20 protein-coding genes are annotated in these 21,913 nt (G+C 45.1%); all 20 read left to right on the forward strand.

What is annotated here, in order from left to right; genetic code table 11:
• Positions 1-256 precede the first annotated feature (256 nt).
• The 20 genes from nirB (at position 257) to lysS (ending at position 21,428) form a co-directional block, all read left to right on the forward strand.
• On the forward strand, positions 257-2,656 hold the full coding sequence (gene nirB, locus DUK53_RS16495) for a nitrite reductase large subunit NirB (protein WP_036092237.1): 2,400 nt from the start codon (positions 257-259) through the stop codon (positions 2,654-2,656).
• A 5-nt stretch (positions 2,657-2,661) separates the two neighbouring features.
• On the forward strand, positions 2,662-2,973 hold the full coding sequence (nirD, locus tag DUK53_RS16500; RefSeq protein WP_036131752.1) for a nitrite reductase small subunit NirD: 312 nt from the start codon (positions 2,662-2,664) through the stop codon (positions 2,971-2,973).
• Positions 2,970-3,992 (forward strand): uroporphyrinogen-III C-methyltransferase, encoded by a 1,023-nt coding sequence (gene cobA, locus DUK53_RS16505; RefSeq protein ID WP_052164894.1) that lies wholly within the window; start codon positions 2,970-2,972, stop codon positions 3,990-3,992. Before nirD ends, cobA begins: the two co-directional genes overlap by 4 nt.
• Positions 3,993-4,013: 21 nt before the next feature.
• A complete protein-coding gene (locus tag DUK53_RS16510) occupies positions 4,014-4,457 on the forward strand; it encodes a GAF domain-containing protein (protein WP_052164895.1) in 444 nt (147 codons plus the stop codon).
• A 6-nt stretch (positions 4,458-4,463) separates the two neighbouring features.
• Positions 4,464-5,498: a sensor histidine kinase gene (locus DUK53_RS16515; RefSeq protein ID WP_036131753.1), complete on the forward strand. Its 1,035-nt coding sequence runs from the start codon at positions 4,464-4,466 to the stop codon at positions 5,496-5,498.
• On the forward strand, positions 5,495-6,145 hold the full coding sequence (locus DUK53_RS16520; protein ID WP_036092247.1) for a response regulator: 651 nt from the start codon (positions 5,495-5,497) through the stop codon (positions 6,143-6,145). Before DUK53_RS16515 ends, DUK53_RS16520 begins: the two co-directional genes overlap by 4 nt.
• 86 nt (positions 6,146-6,231) lie before the next feature.
• Complete coding sequence (locus tag DUK53_RS16525; RefSeq protein ID WP_036092249.1) at positions 6,232-6,945, forward strand: DUF2238 domain-containing protein; 714 nt, start codon at positions 6,232-6,234, stop codon at positions 6,943-6,945.
• A gap of 63 nt (positions 6,946-7,008) precedes the next feature.
• Entirely contained in the window at positions 7,009-7,161 is a 153-nt protein-coding gene (locus DUK53_RS17605) for a hypothetical protein (protein ID WP_156110591.1), read from the forward strand.
• Positions 7,162-7,353: 192 nt separating this feature from the next.
• Positions 7,354-7,749 (forward strand): FtsB family cell division protein, encoded by a 396-nt coding sequence (locus DUK53_RS16530; protein ID WP_036131755.1) that lies wholly within the window; start codon positions 7,354-7,356, stop codon positions 7,747-7,749.
• A 90-nt stretch (positions 7,750-7,839) separates the two neighbouring features.
• Complete coding sequence (locus tag DUK53_RS16535; RefSeq protein ID WP_036092254.1) at positions 7,840-8,280, forward strand: S1 domain-containing RNA-binding protein; 441 nt, start codon at positions 7,840-7,842, stop codon at positions 8,278-8,280.
• 112 nt (positions 8,281-8,392) lie between these two features.
• Entirely contained in the window at positions 8,393-10,333 is a 1,941-nt protein-coding gene (hpt, locus tag DUK53_RS16540) for a hypoxanthine phosphoribosyltransferase (protein ID WP_124893113.1), read from the forward strand.
• A 324-nt stretch (positions 10,334-10,657) separates the two neighbouring features.
• Positions 10,658-12,766 (forward strand): ATP-dependent zinc metalloprotease FtsH, encoded by a 2,109-nt coding sequence (gene ftsH, locus DUK53_RS16545; RefSeq protein WP_036092256.1) that lies wholly within the window; start codon positions 10,658-10,660, stop codon positions 12,764-12,766.
• Positions 12,767-13,439: 673 nt separating this feature from the next.
• Positions 13,440-14,234 carry a type III pantothenate kinase gene (locus DUK53_RS16550; protein ID WP_036092258.1) on the forward strand — a complete coding sequence of 265 codons (795 nt, stop codon included), beginning with the start codon at positions 13,440-13,442 and terminating at the stop codon, positions 14,232-14,234.
• Positions 14,227-15,111 carry an Hsp33 family molecular chaperone HslO gene (hslO, locus tag DUK53_RS16555; RefSeq protein WP_036092260.1) on the forward strand — a complete coding sequence of 295 codons (885 nt, stop codon included), beginning with the start codon at positions 14,227-14,229 and terminating at the stop codon, positions 15,109-15,111. Before DUK53_RS16550 ends, hslO begins: the two co-directional genes overlap by 8 nt.
• Positions 15,112-15,212: 101 nt before the next feature.
• A complete protein-coding gene (gene cysK, locus DUK53_RS16560; RefSeq protein ID WP_036131757.1) occupies positions 15,213-16,136 on the forward strand; it encodes a cysteine synthase A in 924 nt (307 codons plus the stop codon).
• 863 nt (positions 16,137-16,999) lie between these two features.
• Positions 17,000-17,785 (forward strand): dihydropteroate synthase, encoded by a 786-nt coding sequence (folP, locus tag DUK53_RS16565; RefSeq protein ID WP_036092296.1) that lies wholly within the window; start codon positions 17,000-17,002, stop codon positions 17,783-17,785.
• 15 nt (positions 17,786-17,800) lie between these two features.
• Positions 17,801-18,175, forward strand: coding sequence for a dihydroneopterin aldolase (gene folB / locus DUK53_RS16570; protein WP_036092264.1), 375 nt, complete (start codon positions 17,801-17,803; stop codon positions 18,173-18,175).
• On the forward strand, positions 18,168-18,647 hold the full coding sequence (folK, locus tag DUK53_RS16575) for a 2-amino-4-hydroxy-6-hydroxymethyldihydropteridine diphosphokinase (RefSeq protein ID WP_036092267.1): 480 nt from the start codon (positions 18,168-18,170) through the stop codon (positions 18,645-18,647). Before folB ends, folK begins: the two co-directional genes overlap by 8 nt.
• 131 nt (positions 18,648-18,778) lie before the next feature.
• Entirely contained in the window at positions 18,779-19,771 is a 993-nt protein-coding gene (dusB, locus tag DUK53_RS16580; protein WP_036092268.1) for a tRNA dihydrouridine synthase DusB, read from the forward strand.
• 160 nt (positions 19,772-19,931) lie between these two features.
• Positions 19,932-21,428 (forward strand): lysine--tRNA ligase, encoded by a 1,497-nt coding sequence (gene lysS, locus DUK53_RS16585; protein WP_036092271.1) that lies wholly within the window; start codon positions 19,932-19,934, stop codon positions 21,426-21,428.
• The last annotated feature ends 485 nt before the right edge of the window (positions 21,429-21,913 follow it).

Raw genomic sequence — 21,913 nt, forward strand, 5'->3', positions numbered from 1 at the left:
TCAGCATAACTTTGTTTTCCTTCTAAATATTCTCGAACCACATGCAGTTTAAATGATACATCATATTTTGCCACAGCAAAACACCCCAAACGTTAGATTTTTGGTCTAACTTTTGGGGTGCACATCAGGCGCTGATATTTAGGCGCTTTTTCAGTGTTTTCCCCCATGTATGAAATCACATGTTACCTGTATAATGAACCTATCTAATTTTATAATTAATTGTTCATATTTTCACAATTAACAGGAGGGGAAACACATGCCAAAACAAAAACTACTCATGATCGGCAACGGAATGGCTGGTGTGCGCACGATTGAAGAAATTCTAGACCGCGATCCAGACAAATACGACATCACGATTATCGGCGATGAGCCACATCCGAACTACAATCGCATCATGCTGTCCAATATTCTGCAAAACAAAATGACGCCGTCCGAAATTATCCTAAACGACGAAACATGGTACGCGTCCAACAACATCACGCTACATACAGACGAGCAAGCCATTTTAATCGACAGGCTCACCAACACCGTCACCACGACAAAGCGCAATATCACATACGACCGTCTCATTTTAGCGACAGGATCAAGAGCTTTCATCCTGCCAATTCCAGGCGCAGATTTAGAAGGCGTGCTCGGATTCCGAACCATAGCCGACACAGAAAAAATGATTGCAGCATCCAAAAAATACAAACGAGCTACTGTCATTGGCGGTGGTCTGCTTGGCTTGGAAGCAGCGCGTGGACTCCTCGATCAAGGTATGGACGTCACGGTTATCCATCTCGCAGACTGGTTAATGGAAACCCAACTTGACGCGAAAGCAGGCGAACTTTTAAAAGCAGATCTCGAAGCGCAAGGCATGAAATTTCTCATGCAAAAAGCGACCTCCAAAATTCTCGGCAAATCACGCGTCACAGGTCTAGCGTTTAAAGACGGCTCACAAATCGAGACAGATCTAGTAGTCATGGCAATCGGCATCAAACCCGAAATCGAACTAGCACAACACGCGAACTTACCGACAGGACGCGGCATCGTAGTCGACGATTTTATGACAACCGCCGATCCAGCCATTTTTGCCGTTGGAGAATGTGCCGAACATAATGGCATCGCGTATGGCCTTGTAGCGCCACTCTATGAGCAAGGAAAAGTCCTCGCAGATTACCTATGCGGCATCGAAACGAAAGGCTATCATGGTAGCAAAATGTTCACCCAGCTCAAAGTATCCGGTTGCGACCTATTCTCGGCCGGCGACATCAAAGAAAACGCCGAAATCAAAGGCGTCACGATTTTCAATAGCATCGAAAACAAATATAAAAAAATCTTCATGCGCGATGGGAAATTAGTCGGCGTCGTGCTTTACGGTGATACAACAGAAGGCAACCGCCTCTATAACCTGCTCAAAAAAGAAGAAGAACTCACCGACTTCACGCTCGTTTCGCTACTCCACAAATCAGGCGAAACAGAAAGCGCGAGCGTCGCAGAAATGCCCGACGACGAATCCGTATGTGGCTGTAACGGCGTCACGAAAGGCGATATCACGCACGCCATCACAGACAAAGGCCTAACTACAATCGGCGAAGTCACTGCATACACCAAAGCCGGCGGATCTTGCGGGAAATGTAAACCAATCATCGGCGACATTCTCGAACACACACTCGGCGACGATTTCGTAAGCGCCGCACCAGCAGGAATCTGCGGATGTACGGACTTCACGCGCGACCAGCTCATCATCCAAATCCGCTCCAAACAACTACAAACCGCAAAAGAAGTCCGTCACGTCCTAGCGTTCCGCAACCCAGAAGGCTGCTCGAAATGCCGTCCAGCACTCAATTACTACCTCAACATGATCTATCCGCAAACGCACGCCGACGAGCCAGAAAGCCGCTACGTCAACGAACGGCTACACGCCAATATTCAAAACGACGGCACATACTCCGTCATTCCGCGGATGTACGCAGGCCAAACCGACCCACAACAACTCATCAAAATCGCCAAAGTCGCCGAAAAATACGATGTCCCACTACTCAAACTAACTGGCGGACAACGCATCGGCCTATATGGCGTCAAAAAAGAAGACCTTCCGAAAATCTGGGAAGAACTCGACATGCGTTCCGGTTTTGCATACGGAAAAACTTTACGCACCGTAAAATCCTGTGTCGGTTCGAAATTTTGCCGTTTTGGAACCCAAGATGCACTCGCACTCGGCGAAGCTTTAGAACGTCGCTTCGAGTTCGTCGACACGCCACATAAATTCAAAATGGGTGTCTCCGGTTGCCCAAGAAGCTGCGTCGAATCAGGTGTCAAGGACTATGGCATCATCTGCGTCGAGAACGGTTACCAAATCTACATCGGCGGAAACGGCGGCACGGAAATCAAAGAAGCACAGCTCCTAACCACCGTCGCGACCGAGCAAGAAGTACTCGACATTTGCAGCGCCTTCGTCCAATACTACCGCGAAACCGGCGTTTACATGGAACGAACCGCGCCGTGGCTTGAACGCATGGGCATGGAACACGTCCGCGATATCATTCTTGACCCAGCCGAACAAGCGATTCTAAAAACCGCGCTAGATGAGGCACTCGCAGGCCGCGATGACCCATGGAAGCAAGTTTTGCAAGACGAAGAAAAACAAAAACTATATCACGTAGAAAGAGTGTGACCGCGATGGAGAAAAAATATGTAGCAGACTTAGAAAATTTGGTGCCACTCATCGGCCGTGAAGTGCTCCTAGACAAGGCCCGAATCGCGTTATTCCGACTATCAGACGACAGCATAAAAGCCATCGAAAACCGCTGCCCACACAAAAATGGTCCACTTGCAGAAGGCACCGTATCTGGAACCGACGTTTTCTGCCCGCTACACGACTATAAAATATCATTAGAAACGGGTCTGGTCGCGGCGCCCGATGAAGGCTGCGTCAAAACCTACGAAACCGTAGTCGAAAACGGCAAAATCTATCTGGTAACGAATCCATGACAAACGTCTACCTCATCGGCGCAGGCCCAGGCGATCCAGGACTCTTGACACAAAAAGGCCGGCGCCACCTAGAAACAGCAGATATCATCATTTACGACCGGCTCGTCAACCCGACACTGCTCTACTTAGCGAAAAAAGACGCTGAGTTCCTATACTGCGGCAAACTACCACGCCATCACATCATGCGCCAAGATCAAATCAACGCAGCCATCGTCGCGAACGCCGCGCAAGGCAAAAAAGTAGTCCGTCTAAAAGGTGGCGATCCCGCTATCTTTGGACGCGTCGGCGAAGAAATGAAAGCCATCAGAGACGCCGGTTTGACCTATCAAGTCATTCCAGGCATCACGTCCAGTTCCGCCGCGGCGATCTATGCGGGAATTCCCCTAACACATCGCGACCATAACGGGCACGTCACTTTTGCTACCGGTCATCAGAAAAACAACGCCCTCACGGAGATTGACATGACGACACTCGCACAAGGTGGCACGCTCGCATTTTACATGGGAATCGAAAACCTCCCGCGGATCTGCGAAAAAATCACCAAGCAACCAGAACTCGCCAAACTTCCCGTGGCCATCATCGAATGGGGAACGCTCGGCCGCCAAAAAGTACTTACAGGTACCATCGCGACAATCGAATCCGAGCTAGCGCAAACCACGATGGCGAACCCTGCCATGATTATCATCGGAAACGTCGTCAAAGAACGCAGCGACACCTCTTGGTTCGAACAAACGCCACTATTCGGCAAACGCTACCTACTAGCATCCGAAACGGGCATCACCTTCGACCAAATCTGCGACTACACCGAGCTCGGCGCCCATGTTTACGCGCTCCGAATCCAAGACGCGAGATTCGATGATATCACGACCCGCGTCTTATCCGAGCAACAATGGGATGGCGTCATTTTACACGACGGAACACCAGCTCGAATTTTTCAAGAAGAATTACTCCGATTGGGCATAAATGAAACCTTTCACATATTCCAAAACGATCCCGCGCATGTTATTCTAGAAGGGTAGTTAAGGAGGAATGTCAAACCAATGAAAGAACAAGACATAGCAAGCGAACTGATCGATATTAGGCTCCAATTAGGGCTGGACTTTGTCGGCATTGCCACCGCGATCGCAGCAGACGGACAAAAAGAAATACGCTGGAAATACGTCGCCGGCAACCGCAATAACCGCTACCAAAAAATCGTCCTCCAAGTTGGCAAAGGCATCGCGGGCATCGTTTGGCGGACCGCAAGACCAATGATTTCCGAAGATCTCAAAACCGAGAGGCTCGCGCCGCTTCAAGAATATCCTATCGCACTCACCGAGAATTTAGCGAGCATTATCGCTGTTCCGATTATGTCAGAAGGTGCTGTCATCGGTGTAATGCTGGGCGGTTACCGTAAAGTTACGCAAATAAAAACCTCGATGCCCACCGATTTCCAAGCAATTGCCGACAAAATGCAACAAAGCTTACTAGCCGTAAAGGAATGATGCGAAATGGAAATAACATCCGAACTATTCATGAAAGCCTACGAACAGATGAGCGACGCTGTTTTTTTGTTACGAGACAAAAGTGAAATCATCGCGTTGAATCCGGCAGCCAACCAATTGCTCGACCGCTATGAAGTGAAGCTAGACGATTTCTGCACCTACTGTAGCGGCTATACCTCGATTTTCGAAGAGCGAACCTGTCTTGATTGCTTCTTGCACCAACGAGTTGATAACGAAGCTTTCCAAATCTTTCTGAATGTGGAGAACGGCGAAAACATCCCATTTAGCGCGAGTTACACGCTCATCGACGAATCAGCTGGAATCAGCGTCTTGCTCCTGCGCAACTTGACGCAACAACAACAAACCGAACAACTACTGAAGCAAAAAACAATGACCGAATACGTTATCAACGCCCAGGAAAACGAACGGAAACGCCTATCCCGCGAGCTTCACGACGGTTTGGCGCAAGGCCTTTTCAGCACGCTCATCGAACTTCGCAAAATCAAATACATGACTAAAAAAGAAGACTACGAATCAAGTATTGCCGAAATGGACTCGATGCTTGCAACGACACTGGAAGACATTCGCAATATGGCGGTAGAATTACGTCCGTCTTCCCTTGATGACCTCGGAATTTTTGCGGCGCTAAAAGTCTATTTTAAACGCTATGAGCAACTTTTCGGTGTCCATGTTGTCTTCGTTTCCGAACTTTATGGCACGCGTTTTCCAGCAAGCGTCGAAACCATGCTATACCGCGTCACCCAAGAAGCGCTCACGAATGCCGCTAAATACGCCGATGTAGACGAAATCGAAGTATACCTTTTCAAGACGAAGCACACGATCGTACTCGAAATCAACGACCAAGGCATTGGCTTTTCACCAGACCATTTTACTGCAGAAGGAAGCGGCTTGGGCTTGCTAAACATGAAAGAACGCGTGGAACTCTTGCACGGGGAATTCGAGCTTCGTTCAGAGCCGAATCAAGGAACGAAAGTACTCGTCAGAATACCAATCGAGCCAAAAGGAGGCAGAACAACATGATCAAAGTACTCGTTGTAGACGACCATGCCGTAGTCAGAAGTGGCCTATCCTTCGTCATCAACTCCCAGGAAGACATGACCGTCGTAGCAGACGCCGCAGATGGTTTGGAGGCTTATCTTGAAACCGAGCGCCACGCACCAGACGTTGTTTTGATGGATCTCAGCATGCCACCAGGCGAAAATGGCTTAGTCACCACAAAAAGAATCAAGGAGAACTTTCCTGCGACCAAAATCCTCATTTTGACGATGCACGACGACGAAGAATACCTGTTCCGAGCTTTAAAACTAGGCGCGACCGGCTACATCTTAAAAAATGCCAAAGACGACGAACTACTAGATGCCATCCGAGCCTTACAGCAAGGCGAAACCTATATCTATCCAAAAGTAACGACGGCTCTCGTCCGCCAATTTTTACAACAAAATAACGGCGAAGAAGTCAGCGATTCCTATGTCCAGCTTTCCAACCGCGAACAAGAAGTTTTACCCCTCATCGCGCTCGGCTATGGCAACAAAGAAATCGCCAACAAACTATGCATCTCCGTGAAAACCGTCGAAACACACAAATCAAACATCATGAACAAGCTCGACCTCACTACCCGCGCCGAAATTGTCAAATACGCCATCAAGAAAAACCTCATCGATTTATGACGCGCTCGGTTTAAACTTCCTTTTTCCTGAAAAAGTTATTATAATGAATAAATGGCAAGATTTTTGAAAAAGGGAGTGGCATTCATTTGAAGAAAACCAGAAAGTGGAATTGGACGAAAATCATCGCGATATTCGTTTTCGCATCACTATTAATATCATTAGTATTTTCCATCTACAATTTGATGACGACACCAGCGACCGGTGTACCAGAAGGAGAACCGACACGCAGCGACTATTCGCTCATGGTAAGCCAGTGTATTCTTGGGCTAGTAGCCATGTTTTTACCGTCGATTCTTGGACGTCGATTCAAATTTGAAATTCCAGGGAACATGTATCTCGTCTTTATTATTTTTCTATACTGCTCGATTTACCTTGGAGAAGTTCAAAGTTTCTACTATTTAATTCCAAATTGGGACACGATTTTACACACATTTAGTGGTGCTATGCTCGGCGCACTCGGATTTTCCGTCATCTCCTTTCTCAATGAGGATGAGCGCACAACGATGAATTTAAGCCCGGCTTTTGTAGCCTTGTTCGCCGTATGTTTTGCGGTAACACTAGGCGTTGTCTGGGAATTTTACGAGTTCGCATCCGACAAATGGCTAGGCATGAACATGCAAAAAACGATGCTAGAAGACGGCACAAAACTCGCTGGGACCGCCGCGGTAACCGACACGATGGAAGACCTGTTCGTCGACTTCCTCGGGGCCTTCGTATTCGCGACTATCGGCTACATCAACCTGAAGCGCAAAAAAGGCTGGATGGCGAAATTCGAATTCAAAAAAACAGTGAAAAAGTAATAGTACGATCAAAGGCTTGTCATGGTTTTTCCTTGCAAGCCTTTTTTGAAAAGGGGGAACAAAATGATGGCCTTCTCATTGGGAGACATGATTTTCACGGCGATTGTATTTTTCATTCCAATCACAATTATCATAGCAATCATCCTATTAGTCATTACCTTATCCAGAACGAAAAACCGCCCAGCTAGGGACAAATATCCAGACCATAAAGCATAAAAAAATAAATTATGCAACTAAATAGAACAGATGTACTTAAAAAAGATCGTCAAAATAACGGATAGCAATGGACAAAAGGCTGAAATATTGTTATTATTTTAAACAAGAACCAATTTTTTTCAAGGCGGATCACAGCTAGTCTTTAAATTGGGGCTAGTGGCGAATTAATACTGAAGAAATGGGGGATGATGTGTGAAAAGAGACCAACGTACTGTTACAAGACTAAATAATCGTTACGTACAAGATGAAACGATCATGAAGAAACAACGATCACGCAGAAGAGTCGCACTATTTCGGAGGCTATTAATGCTTGCCGCAGTTATTGTGGTGGTCAGCGGTGGTTTAGTGTACGTCTATTCACAACAAGTGAGTTTACTACACGCCAAGGAAACAGAGAAAGTAGAATTAGATAAGAAAGCACTCGCAGTAGCGCAAGATCAGAAAGAACTAAAGAGCACGATTAACAAATTACATGATGATGACTACATCGCGAAACTGGCTAGGAGTGAGTATTTCCTTTCTGAGAAGGGGGAAATCATTTTCAATATTCCTGACGAAAACGATAAGAAGAAAGAGTCGTCCAATTAATTTGCGAAAAAAGTTTCGTGTAATTGACACTCTTTTTATATTAGCTATAATTAAGGGTAGAGTGAAATTCTAAGGAGGAAGCATTGTTTTATGTCGATTGAAGTAGGCAACAAGTTACAAGGGAAGATTACCGGGATTACTAATTTTGGGGCGTTTGTTGAGTTAGAAGGTGGCAAGACAGGTCTTGTTCACATTAGTGAGGTTGCAGATAACTATGTGAAGGATATCAATGACATTTTAACGGTTGGCGATGAAGTCACTGTGAAAGTAATGAATGTCGGCGATGACGGCAAAATCGGTTTATCAATTCGTAAAGCAGTTGACCAACCGGAGCGTCCAGAAAGACCAGAGAGAAGTTATAGCAATGGACCTCGCAAACCGAAATACAACAAAAAGGCTGCAGAGCCAGTACGTCCAGAGAATTTTGAAGATAAAATGTCTAAATTCTTAAAAGATAGCGAAGACCGTTTATCTACCTTAAAACGTCAAACGGAGTCCAAACGTGGCGGCCGTGGCGCGAAACGTAGCTAATCATAAATAGTGAATTTATAGGAGCTGTTCAAAGTCAACTAAAGTCTGATTTACTTGGCTTAGGTACAACTCCTTTTTTTGCCTGATTTGGATGATGAAAGAGGTTGGAAACATGATGGCTCGCGAAAAAGTAATGGCGTTTATAAATAAGCATCAACTTATTAAGCCAAGCGATCAGCTGCTCGTCGCGGTTTCTGGTGGCGCGGACTCCATGGCGTTGCTTCATTTTCTAATCCAAACAAGGATTGTGCCAAAAGAGGCGATTGTTGTAGCGCATGTCAATCATGGTCTGCGCGCAGAATCTGTCGATGAAGAGCAACTCGTCGCGGATGTTTGTGAGACTTACGGTATTCGCTTTGAAGCAACGCAACTGGATATTAGGCGGTTAGCGGAGCAGGAGAAAACCGGGATTGAAGAGACGGCGCGCAAGTATAGGTATACCTTTTTCAGAGGGCTTATGCGGAAATATCACTGTCAGAAGCTCGTTCTAGCGCACCATGCGGACGATCAGATGGAAACGATTTTGATGCGGCTTGTTCGAGGGAGTTCCGATTTGGGCTGGCTCGGGATGCAACCAAAACGCAATTTTGCGACGGGGATGGTGGTTCGGCCGTTCCTCCCGTTAACGAAAAGTGAGATTGTGCATCTGTGTGAGGCGCAAGACGTTCCTTATTTAGAGGATGCGACCAATCAGGAAGATACGTATACGCGCAATCGCTATCGCAAAGCTTTACTGCCTTTTTTAAAACAAGAAAATACGCATGTCGATGAACAATTCCGGCGTTTTTCGGAAGAAACGACCGAAGATTTTCTGTTTTTGAATGAGTTGGCGGAACAGGCGTTGCGAAACATGACCGAATATAGCGAAACCGACGTGAAACTTGCATTAACCGAGTGGCGAAAACTGCCCCAACCTTTACAACGCCGTACAATTCATTTACTATTGAAGCATCTGTATAAAGACACGATGTCGCTTATTTCGGCAGGGCATGTGGACCAGATTTTACGACTGAATCGGGAAACCAATCCGTCGGGCGTCATTCATTTGCCGAATAGCTTAATTGTGAGGCGTGCGTATGACCAGCTGGACTTCTTTTATGGCGAGTCGAGCAAGAAAGTGCAGGATTTTTATCATCAATTGTACGACGGTGATCGCGTGACGCTAGCAGATGGTGCGGAGATTCGCATCAAGACCAAAAGCTCAGTTGTGCAAACAGCCGGATTAGATGGTATGATTGTGAATCAAGAGGCAATCCAGTTACCGCTCATTATCCGCGGTCGCATGAACGGTGATCGCATGAAAACGACAGGTGGCACACGCAAGCTCAAATCGATTTTCATCGATGCCAAAATTCCGAAGCATGAACGTGATACGTGGCCTATTGTGACAGATTATTCAGGTGAAATTTTATGGATTCCAGGCGTTCAGGCGTCGGTCCACCAAACGAAACCAAACCGTGAAACAAAGCAATATATTATAAGATATCATCGTAATTTAGGAGGAAACAAAAGTATGCACAACGATATTCAGAAAGTGTTGATTAGCGAAAATGAAATCCAGGAGAAAATTGCTGAGCTGGGCAAAGAACTGACAGCCGAGTACGACGGTCGCTTCCCGCTAGTCATCGGTGTCTTAAAAGGTGCAACGCCTTTCATGACCGATTTACTAAAACGAGTAGATACATATCTAGAAATGGATTTCATGGATGTATCGAGCTACGGTAACGGCACAGTTTCAACCGGCGAAGTAAAAATCATCAAAGATTTGAATACATCAGTGGAAGGTCGAGACGTACTGATTCTGGAAGATATTATCGACAGCGGACGCACGCTTAGCTATTTAGTTGATCTTCTAAAATACCGCAAAGCCAAATCCGTAAAACTAGTAACGTTGCTTGATAAACCAGAAGGACGCAATGTAGATATTGACGCAGATTACGTCGGGTTTGTCGTTCCAAATGAATTCGTCGTTGGCTACGGTCTTGACTTCGCAGAGAAATATCGTAACTTACCATACATCGGCGTTTTGAAACCAGAAATATACGCAGATTGATTTAGTTCACAAAATGAATTAAATTTGTTAACATATAGAAAACAAGGCACAAAGGTAGCTATTCCGCGTTAAATTTTTCCTGTGATAAAAAAACGTGTCCAACAACATGCAAATCATTGGGAAATTGCAATTCGTTATGCTATCATTAGTCTTAGTTTTTAGCTCAATATGCCTATTTGAGGAATAATAATAAACCATGCTTTTTAATAGAAAGTCTTCGTGAGAGAAACACAAGGCGGATCTGTTTTTACAGCCAAAAAGGGAATGCAAAAAAACCTAACTGTAAAGACTTAATCCATGCTCTTACGTGGGAGGAGGTAAGGAATGAATCGCTTTTTTAGAAACGCCATATTTTACGTTATCATTTTCCTTGTCATCATAGGAATCGTAGCCACTTTTAATAACAATAGTGAGTCTGCAAAAGAAATCAGCTATGATGAGTTCATCACGAAAATGGGTGACGATCAAATCAAATCATTCTCCATACAACCGGATCGCAGCGTGTATGTGATTAATGGAGAACTGAAGAAAGCAGTGAAAACTGACAGCAAAGTTGGAAAAGATCAAACAACAACGAAATTCACAACATATGCTATCAACAGTGATCAATTGCTAACTCAAATGGATAAGGTTGCGGATGACAACGATGTGAAAATGACAGTTGTACCAGCAAAGCAAAATAGTGGCTGGATCACGTTCTTCACTTCTATCATTCCTTTCGTTATTATCTTTATCCTGTTCTTCTTCCTAATGAGCCAAGCACAAGGTGGCGGCGGTGGCGGTCGAGTTATGAACTTTGGTAAAAGTAAAGCCAAACTTTATAACGACGACAAGAATAAAGTCCGCTTCACAGATGTAGCCGGTGCAGATGAAGAGAAACAAGAATTAGTAGAAGTTGTAGATTTCCTAAAAGATCCACGCAAATTTGCCGAACTTGGCGCACGTATTCCTAAAGGGGTCTTACTCGTAGGTCCTCCAGGTACAGGTAAAACATTACTTGCCCGTGCAGTAGCCGGTGAAGCAGGTGTACCGTTCTTCTCAATCAGTGGTTCGGACTTCGTGGAAATGTTCGTTGGTGTCGGTGCAAGCCGTGTCCGCGACTTGTTCGAAAATGCGAAGAAAAACGCTCCATGTATTATCTTTATCGATGAAATTGATGCTGTAGGTCGTCAACGTGGCGCAGGAATGGGCGGCGGACATGACGAACGCGAGCAAACATTGAACCAATTACTTGTAGAAATGGATGGTTTCGGCGGTAACGAAGGAATCATTATCATTGCTGCGACTAACCGTGCCGACGTACTTGACCCAGCGTTACTACGTCCAGGCCGTTTTGACCGTCAAATCATGGTAGACCGTCCAGATGTTAAAGGACGTGAAGCCGTACTTCGAGTGCATGCTCGTAATAAACCACTTGCGAAGAGCGTTGACTTAAAAGCGATTGCTCAACGTACGCCAGGATTCTCTGGTGCCGATTTAGAAAACTTACTGAATGAAGCAGCCCTTGTTGCCGCGCGTTCCGATAAGAAACAAATCGATATGAAAGACTTGGACGAAGCAAGTGATCGCGTTATCGCCGGCCCAGCCAAGAAAAACCGTGTTATTTCAATCAAAGAACGCCGTACCGTCGCGTATCATGAAAGTGGTCACGTAATCGTCGGAATGGTGCTCGATGAAGCTGAAGTAGTCCACAAAGTAACGATTGTTCCACGTGGACAAGCAGGCGGTTATGCCGTTATGTTACCAAAAGAAGATCGCTTCCTAATGACGAAAGCTGAGTTAATGGACCGTATTACAGGTCTACTAGGTGGACGGGTAGCCGAAGAAATCGAATTTGGTGAAGTAACAACAGGCGCAAGCAATGACTTCGAACGTGCGACACAAATCGCGCGCCGGATGGTAACAGAATGGGGTATGAGCGACAAAATTGGTCCACTTCAATTCTCATCAGGTAGCGATCAAGTATTCATGGGCAGAGATTTCGGAAATGGCAAAAACTACTCCGACAAGATCGCGTATGAAATTGATACCGAAGTTCAAAGCCTAATCCGCTTCTGTTATGACCGTGCGAAAACAATTATTGAAGAACACAGAGAGCAACATACGCTTATCGCGGAAACGTTGCTTGAAGTTGAAACATTAGATGCACGCCAAATCCGTTCACTATATGACGATGGCGTTTTACCATCCGAAATGGACGCTGACGAACAAATGTCCGAATTCCCTTCAGAAAAAGATGATATTGAACCAAAATCTTATGAAGAAGAGAAGAAAGAACTTGTCGAAGAAGCGAAAGACGATAAGATTTGGGATTATGCAGATAAAGAAGAAAAAGCAGAGAAGGATGCAGAATCAGAAGCACCGAAAGAGGTCGTGACTGAAGAAGCACCAGATGCTGAAAAAACACCGAATGATGATAAAAAAGGTGAATAAGTAAGATAGGAACCAGTACATGATAGTTGTGTGCTGGTTTTGTTGTGGCTCTTATGAAGCGTCCTGTGCTGAATTAGAGCCTCAATATGCATGAGAGCAAAGCGAGCATGTAAACCATCAGAGGCTCTTACGACTCCGAGCCCAGAACAAAGGCCAGAACAAATAAGAAGAAACCAAGACACAATATGCATGAGAGCAAAGCGAGCATGTAAACCCCCAGTGGCTCTCACAACGCCGAGCATGGAGTCAGTAACAGTCTGAGAAAAATTTTGCAATAATTCATAGTCTGCCAATCAAGTTTGTGGGAACGCCCCGATTTTTGACGTATCATCGCTTCCAGATCTAGCTTCAACGGCCAACTCCTCGAAAACTTCACGCCCTCCACAAAAAGCAAGAGCGGCTTTTTCCTGCGGCCGCTCCAGTTTTTTTCGGAGCTGAACGGGCCGTTTCAGCTTTTCATCAGATCCAGCTTCAGAAGCCAGACCCTCGAAATTTTCGTGGCCTCCGCAAAAACCAAGAGCGGGTTTTCACTGTGGCCCCTAACAAATTTTTTCGGGTCTAACGGGCTTCTTCAGCTTTTCATCCTATTGGTCAAAATAAGACAAATTACTCGGCTTTTCACAGAATCCGTGTTATGATACTCTAGAAAAATCACAAAAAGGATGGTGACGGTATGATTTTAGTTATCGATGTTGGGAATACGAACATCACAATTGGTGTCTATGAAGGCAAAGAGCTACGCAAGCATTGGCGAATGACGACGGATCGTCACCGTACATCAGACGAACTCGGCATGATGGTCTTAGATTTTTTTCAATACGGTGGCATTTCTTCCAAGGCAATCGAGGGAATTATCATCTCATCTGTTGTCCCGCCGATTATGCATTCTCTGGAAGCGATGTGCTATAAATATTTCGAAATTAGGCCGCTCGTTGTTGGTCCAGGTATCAAAACCGGTCTCAATCTACAAGTCGACAACCCGCGCGAAGTCGGTGCTGATCGAATTGTCAACGCCGTAGCGACGATTGAAGAATACGGAGCTCCCGCTATTATCGTGGATTTTGGAACGGCGACAACATTCTGCTATATCGATGAAAAATCGCGCTACCACGGCGGAGCAATCGCACCAGGCATTATGATCTCAACGGAGGCCCTCTACAATCGCGCCGCAAAACTTCCACGCGTAGACATCACAGAAGCGCCAAAAGTCATCGGCAAAAGCACCGTCGCGTCGATGCAAGCAGGTATTTATTACGGTTTTATCGGCCAGTTTGAAGGTATTGTCAAGGCGATGAAAGAACAGACCAACACAGAGCCAACCATCGTCGCAACAGGAGGTCTCGCGAGGCTTATTAGCGGCAAATCAGAGATAACGGATATCGTAGACCCATTTCTAACGTTGAAAGGGTTGCGAATTTTATATGAACGAAATCAATCAAACGATAAAGGAGTTAATGATAGTGAGTGATTATTTAGTAAAAGCATTAGCGTATGGCGGAAATGTCCGTGCTTACGCTGCAAGAACAACAGAAGCGGTGGGCGAGGCGCAACGTCGTCATGACACGTGGTCCATCTCATCCGCAGCGCTTGGTAGATCTATGACCGCAACCCTATTCCTCGGCGCGATGCAAAAAGAAGACCAAAAAGTAACCGTCAAAATCGAAGGAAACGGACCAATCGGACCAATCATCACGGACAGCAATACGCAAGGCCAGATTCGAGGCTACGTAACGAATCCACACGTGCATTTCAGCGAGCTAAACGAGTTCGGCAAATTAGATGTTCGTCGCGGCGTTGGTACAGAAGGAATGCTAGCCGTTGTGAAAGACATCGGTTTCCGCTCGAATTTTACAGGGCAAGTTCCGATCGTTTCAGGCGAAATTGGCGAGGATTATACGTACTATCTTGCTACATCTGAACAAATAAATTCATCACTCGGCGTTGGCGTGCTCGTAAATCCAGATGACACCATCGAAGCCGCAGGTGGATTCATGCTACAGCTACTTCCAGGCGCAGACGACGCAATCATCGATGAAATCGAAAAAAACCTGAAAGATTGCCCAACCATCTCCCGTCTTATCGAAGCAGGAGAAACGCCAGAACAAATTTTGGCAAGACTTGCAGGCGGCGAAGAAAACTTACAAATCCTCGAAAAAATGCCAGTCACGTTCGAATGTAATTGTTCCAAAGAACGTTTTGGTAACGCGATTATCTCTCTAGGAAAAAGTGAAATTCGCCAAATGATTGAAGAAGACCATGGCGCAGAAGCAGAATGCCATTTTTGCCGTAATAAATATCACTTTGAAGAATCTGAACTAGAAGCATTTTACGAAGAAGCGAAATAAAAACTGGAAGGTATCCTAGGGATGGGGTGCCTTTTAAATTTGACAAAACGACTCGGGATTGATTAAAGTAGAGGAGAGAATAGAGAAGGAGTGTTGAGAAAATGACAATTGCAAACTCAATTACAGACTTAATCGGAAAAACGCCTATCGTGAAATTAAATCATTTACCAGAATCAGGAAGCGCGGACGTATATGTGAAATTGGAATTCCAAAATCCAGGAGGCAGCGTGAAAGACCGTATTGCTAACGCGATGATCGAAGACGCAGAACAATCGGGCGCTCTGAAACCTGGCGATACAATCATTGAGCCGACAAGCGGAAACACGGGAATCGGACTTGCGATGGTTGCAGCCGCGAAAGGATACCGCGCGATTTTTGTGATGCCAGAAACGATGAGCTTAGAGCGTCGCAAATTACTACAAGCATATGGCGCAGAGTTAGTGTTGACACCAGGTCCAGACGGCATGAAGGGCGCAATCGCGAAAGCAGACGAACTCGCAAAAGCACACGGCTATTTCGTACCGCAACAATTCCATAACCCAGCCAATCCAGCCGTTCACGAACGCACAACAGGCCCAGAAATCGTCGAAGCATTCGGCAAAGATGGCTTAGACGCATTTATCGCAGGAGTAGGAACTGGCGGAACCGTATCAGGCGCAGGACACGTACTGAAGAAAAACTATCCAGACATTAAAATCTACGCCCTAGAACCAGAAGAATCCGCAGTCCTTTCAGGCGATTCGCCATCCCCACACAAAATCCAAGGAATCGGCGCAGGCTTCATTCCAGATACACTAGACACGAAAGTATACGATGGGATCCTCAAAGTTTCCAGCGAAGACGCCTTAGAAACAGCCCGCGAAGTCGCTAAAAAAGAAGGAATCCTAGTAGGGATATCATCAGGCGCAACCATTTTCGCAGCACTTAACTTAGCAAAAGAGCTAGGCGCAGGTAAAAAAGTATTGGCGATTGTCGCGAGTAATGGCGAACGTTACCTCAGCACGGCACTATACAATTTCGAATAAATCTCATAGACTTCTAACAAAAACCACAGTAAAATTTCGCGAACATGCAGTAATATAGTACTTGTAAGACCACAACAAATAAGTCAATTTCCGTTACTTCCTCGTGATGGAAAGGAAGAGACAACGTGCCACCAACGCGTTGTCTTTTTTGTTGGTGTTCTAATGAAGCGTCCCTTGCTTCATTAGAACGCCAATATGCATGAGAGCAAAGCGAGCATGTAATCCACCAGAGGCACTTATGAAGCATCCTTGGACTTAATACGAGAGTAAGCATTCGTTCCTTGTTTGGCGTCACGATTCGCGCCTCTGGATCCAGCTTTGTTGTGGTTCTTGAAAAGCGTCGTTTGCTTTGTTAGAACCTCAATATGCAGTTGAATGTAATGAAACTGCCCTCCTTTTAGTCAGCCTCTCGGAAATTTCGGTGCCTCCGAAAAATCCAGAGGAGGGATTTTTCTGCGCCCCCTAACAATTAAAAGGTTGTCAGTCTCCCATTGCTTCACTGCCTATTGATTCACTAAATCAAACCAAACGAAGGTTTGAAAGTTCATCAACATAAACGGGCTCTTTCAGCATTTCGTTGTTTTCTCATCAATTTCTAACACAAACCTCACTAAAATTTTGCTTTAGTCGGGTATTATGTATTTATAAGCTAATAACAAGCAAAACTAAGTTTCATTTTTTCCCTTTTTAAAATGAAAACTTAACACTCCCTTTTTGACCAGCGTGGTTACTCCCTTTTCCGCGCTGGTTTTTTGTTGCGTGGAAAAGGCAATGTGGGCCTCGAAATATAAGGATTCATGCTATACTAATATAAAAAAGAGGTGATTTTGTTGAGTAAATTATGGCAAACAACGCATCCTACAATGATTATGGGAATCTTGAATGTCACGCCGGATTCTTTTTCGGACGGTGGGAATTACATAACCGAACAACAAATAAAAGACAAAGCTATTCAAATGGTTCGGGAGGGCGCTGCGATTATCGATATCGGCGGCGAATCTACGAGACCTGGTCACCGTGAAATTCCGGTAGATGAAGAGTTGGCGCGTGTTATCCCCGCAATCAAAGTCGTTCGTGAGGCCTTGCCAGACGTTTGGATCTCAATTGATACGTGGAAATCAGAAGTGGCGATCGCCGCAATCGAAGCAGGAGCAGACATTATTAACGACCAATGGGGCGCAAAAAAAGATCCGGAAATAGCCAGAGTAGCCGCTGCATTCGCGACGCCAATCATTTTAATGCATAACCGAACCAATCGCGATTACGATAATTACTTTGAAAATGTAAAACAAGACTTACAAGCGAGCATCGATATTACCAAACAAGCGGGCGTTCCAAATCACCACATTTTACTAGATCCAGGTTTCGGTTTTGTCAAAACACCAGCGCAAAATCTCGAAGTTTTACGAAGAATCGATGAAATAGTTGCCCTGGGTTATGAAGTTTTACTAGGAACGAGTCGCAAATCGACGATAGGCCTAGTTCTCGACCTCCCTGTAGACGAGCGCATAGAGGGGACCGGTGCAACAGTTGTTTACGGTCAAGTAAAAGGCTGCACGATTTTCCGAGTACACGATGTGAAGCCGATAGCGCGCATGATCAAGATGACGGACGCTATTCTCGGCAATATCGAGGCGCCAAACAATTAAGGGGGAATTTTAAAGATGGATAAAATTTATTTAAACGAACTAGCTTTTTACGGATATCACGGCGTTATGCCAGAAGAAAATACATTAGGGCAAACATTCATCGTCTCGCTCACGCTGGGTTTATCCACAGCAAAAGCGGGAAAAAGTGATGAAGTAAGCGACACGGTTAGTTATGCAGAAGTATACGAAACGGTAAAAGAAATCACAGAAAACAAGCGATTCCAACTAATCGAGGCACTCGCAGAAACAATAGCAATGGAAGTTTTGGGAGGCTATCCTCTATTAAAAGAAATCACCGTCAAAGTCATCAAGCCGAATCCGCCAATCCCGGGCCACTATCACTCTGTAGCTGTGGAAATAACGCGCACAAGGAGTGGTGACGTTGCATAAAGCCTATTTATCGATCGGTACAAACATCGGAAATCGCCAAGAAAATCTCGAAAACGCCCTAAAAGCGCTACAAGCCGAGTCGGGAATAACAATCGAAAACGTCTCCAGTGTATACGAAACCGACCCAGTTGGCTTCGAAGACCAAGAAGCGTTCCTTAACATCGCCGTAACCATCCAAACCACGCTAGACCCAGAAACACTCTTACAAAAAGGTTTGGCAATCGAGTCCGAACTAGGCCGCGTCCGCCTTATTCGTTGGGGCCCACGCCTCATTGATATCGACTTGCTTCTATATGATGGCGTCACCCAGCAAACCGAAACCCTCGAATTACCACATCCAAGAATGACGGAACGAGCCTTCGTCATGATTCCACTACAAGAAATCGCGCCAGTCATCGCAGAACCACTTTTGCAAGAAGAGGTCTTAGCAGATCAAGGCATACACAAAACAGACATCCAGTTAGACTGGTAAAATAGACACTTGCGCTTTTCACGAGATATGTTACCATAACACTATTGTTTCAAAAGGAGAAACCAAACCGCTGACATCATGGATCGCGTATCCCAGCGGTTATTCTATTTCAAGAAAGAAGGAACGTTTTTATGTGGAAAATTGGGAATGTACCCATTAAAAATAGAGTCGTCGTCGCACCGATGGCAGGAATCTCGAATTCCGCGTTCCGTCTAACGGTCAAAGAATGCGGCGCAGGGCTCGTATGTTGCGAGATGATAAGCGATAAGGGGATCGTGCAACGTAACGCCAAAACACTCGACATGCTCTATATCGATGAAAAAGAAAAACCGCTGAGCCTACAAATTTCTGGCGGTGAGAAAAATACATTAGTAGAAGCCGCAAAATTCGTGTCAGAAAACACAACTGCCGACATCATCGACATCAACATGGGGTGCCCAGTCAATAAAATCATCAAATGTGAAGCCGGCGCCAAATGGCTTTTAAATCCCGATAAAGTATACGACATGGTTGCCGCCGTTGTAGATGCCGTCGATAAACCCGTCACCGTAAAAATGCGAATCGGTTGGGACGATGAACACGTGTTTGCCGTCGAAAATGCCCAAGCAGCAGAACGCGCAGGAGCAAGCGCTATCGCGATGCACGGCCGCACCCGGGTCCAAATGTATGAAGGCAAGGCAGACTGGAACATCCTAGCCGAAGTCAAAAAGAATATTTCCATCCCGTTCATGGCAAACGGAGACGTCCAAACACCAGAAGACGCCAAAGCCATCCTTGAACAAACCGGTGCAGATGGCGTCATGATTGGCCGCGCTGCCCTTGGAAACCCGTGGATGATCTACCGAACCGTACACTATCTAGAAACCGGCGAATTACTCCCAGAACCAGAACCACGCGACAAAATCGAAACAGCCCTACTTCATCTGCGCCGTCTCGTTGCGATAAAAGGTGAAAAAATTGCCGTCCGCGAATTCCGTCAACACGCAGCATACTACCTAAAAGGTGCACGTGGAAGCACGCGAGCCAAAGTTGCCGTAAATCAAGCCGAAGTATACACCGAAGTGGAAGCTATCTTAAGGGGATTCGTCACGCAATATGAAGAAAAGAATTTAGCAAAACAATAAAGTCGCAGGAACAGTCAGAGATTCCAGTCCGAATTTTTCAATCCGAAGTTGTCTCATCACACCCTGAGGCAACTTTTTTTAAATAAAACTAGAAAAGTCAACCCAATTGAGCGTATAATGAAACTATCTGTATAACTTGAAAAGAATAGGAGTGTCAAATATGTCCAACGAGAACCATGAAGAATTAAACGACCAGCTAATCGTTCGTCGTGAAAAACTAGATACATTACGAGCAGAAGGCGTAGATCCGTTCGGCGCAAAATTCGTCCGCACGATTAGTCCAGAAGAAATCGTAACCCAATATGAAGGTAAAACAAAAGAAGAATTAGAAGAGGCAGCGATAGAAGTTGCCGTTGCCGGACGTATCATGACCAAACGCGTAAAAGGAAAAGTAGGCTTCACACATATTCAAGATCGTTTCCACCAAGTCCAAATCTATATTCGCAAAGACGGCGTTGGAGAAGAAGCCTACGATATTTTCAAACTAGCAGATTTAGGCGACATTGTAGGCGTCAAAGGAACGATTTTCCTAACTAATACAGGAGAACTATCCGTGAAAGCAACCGAATTCACGATGCTAAGCAAATCATTGCGCCCATTACCAGACAAATTTCACGGCTTAAAAGACGTAGAACAACGCTACCGTCAACGTTACCTAGACCTAATCACGAACTCAGAAAGCCAACAACGCTTCGTAATGCGCAGCAAAATCATGCAATACACGCGTAACTACCTAGACAACATCGGCTATCTAGAAGTCGAAACCCCCGTTCTGCACACAATCGCAGGAGGCGCAGCAGCAAAACCATTCATAACACACCACAACGCGCTAGACATGCAACTATATCTCCGCATCGCCCTAGAATTACATCTAAAGCGTCTTATAGTAGGTGGGATGGACAAAGTATATGAAATCGGACGCGTATTCCGTAACGAAGGCGTCTCCACCCGACACAACCCAGAGTTCACCATGCTAGAAACATATGCAGCCTTCGAGAATTTTGAAGATATCATGGAACTTGTAGAAGGTCTAATCTCAACAGTATGCCAAAAACTACATGGCACCACTATCATCACGTACGGCGAAGAACAAATCGACCTAACTCCGAACTGGACACGTCTACATATGGTAGATGCCGTAAAACAATATACAGGAGTAGACTTCTGGAACGTTCAAACAACAGAAGAAGCCCAAGCACTAGCGAAAGAACACAATGTACCAATCACGAAACACATGACATACGGACATATCCTTAATGAGTTCTTTGAAGTATTCGTCGAAGAAAAGCTGATCCAACCAACATTCATCTATGGACATCCAATAGAAATATCCCCACTAGCAAAAACAAATAAAGATGATGCGCGATTTACAGATCGTTTTGAAGTATTCATAGTAGGACGTGAGCACGGCAACGCCTTCTCAGAATTAAACGATCCAATTGATCAACGTCAACGCTTCGAGGCTCAAGTCTCAGAACGTGAACACGGCAACGATGAAGCGCATAGTATGGATGAAGAATTCCTAGAAGCGTTAGAATACGGCCTTCCACCAACGGGAGGCCTAGGTATAGGAATGGACAGACTGGTAATGCTATTAACCAACGCACCATCTATCAGAGATGTTCTATTATTCCCGACGATGAAACCAAGAGATTAAACGAAGAAATCGCGTTTTTGAGAGCTTTCGAAAACGCGATTTTTCATCAGAAAAAGAGCTTTTAAAAAACTTTTTTTAAAATGTGAACTTTTTTTGTCAAATATGCTTGCCAAGGTCTCGAAAACGTGATATATTAGTAATCGTTCCAGCAAACAGATAAAAGCAACTAAGAGTCAAAAATATTTTTTTGAAAAAAGCTCTTGACATTCATCGCTAGGAAGTGTAAGATATAAGAGTTGCTGCTAAACAAGTTTAGCGCTTCTGAAATGACCTTTGAAAACTGAACAGAAACAAAGATAAAACCAATAGAGACAGTGATGTTTCTAGGTAAGAATCGCAGGGCGGAAATAGAAAGCTATTTCCAAAAGTAATACTAGTAAAGTAATTTGCTAGCGAAGTCAATTTGACGCAAGGATCTTATTCACGGTGTTGAATAAGTATTCAGATTCATCTTTATTTTAAAGAGAGTTTGATCCTGGCTCAGG

The sequence above is a fragment of the Listeria sp. SHR_NRA_18 genome, from assembly GCF_003856515.1.
GTDB lineage: Bacteria > Bacillota > Bacilli > Lactobacillales > Listeriaceae > Listeria_A > Listeria_A newyorkensis.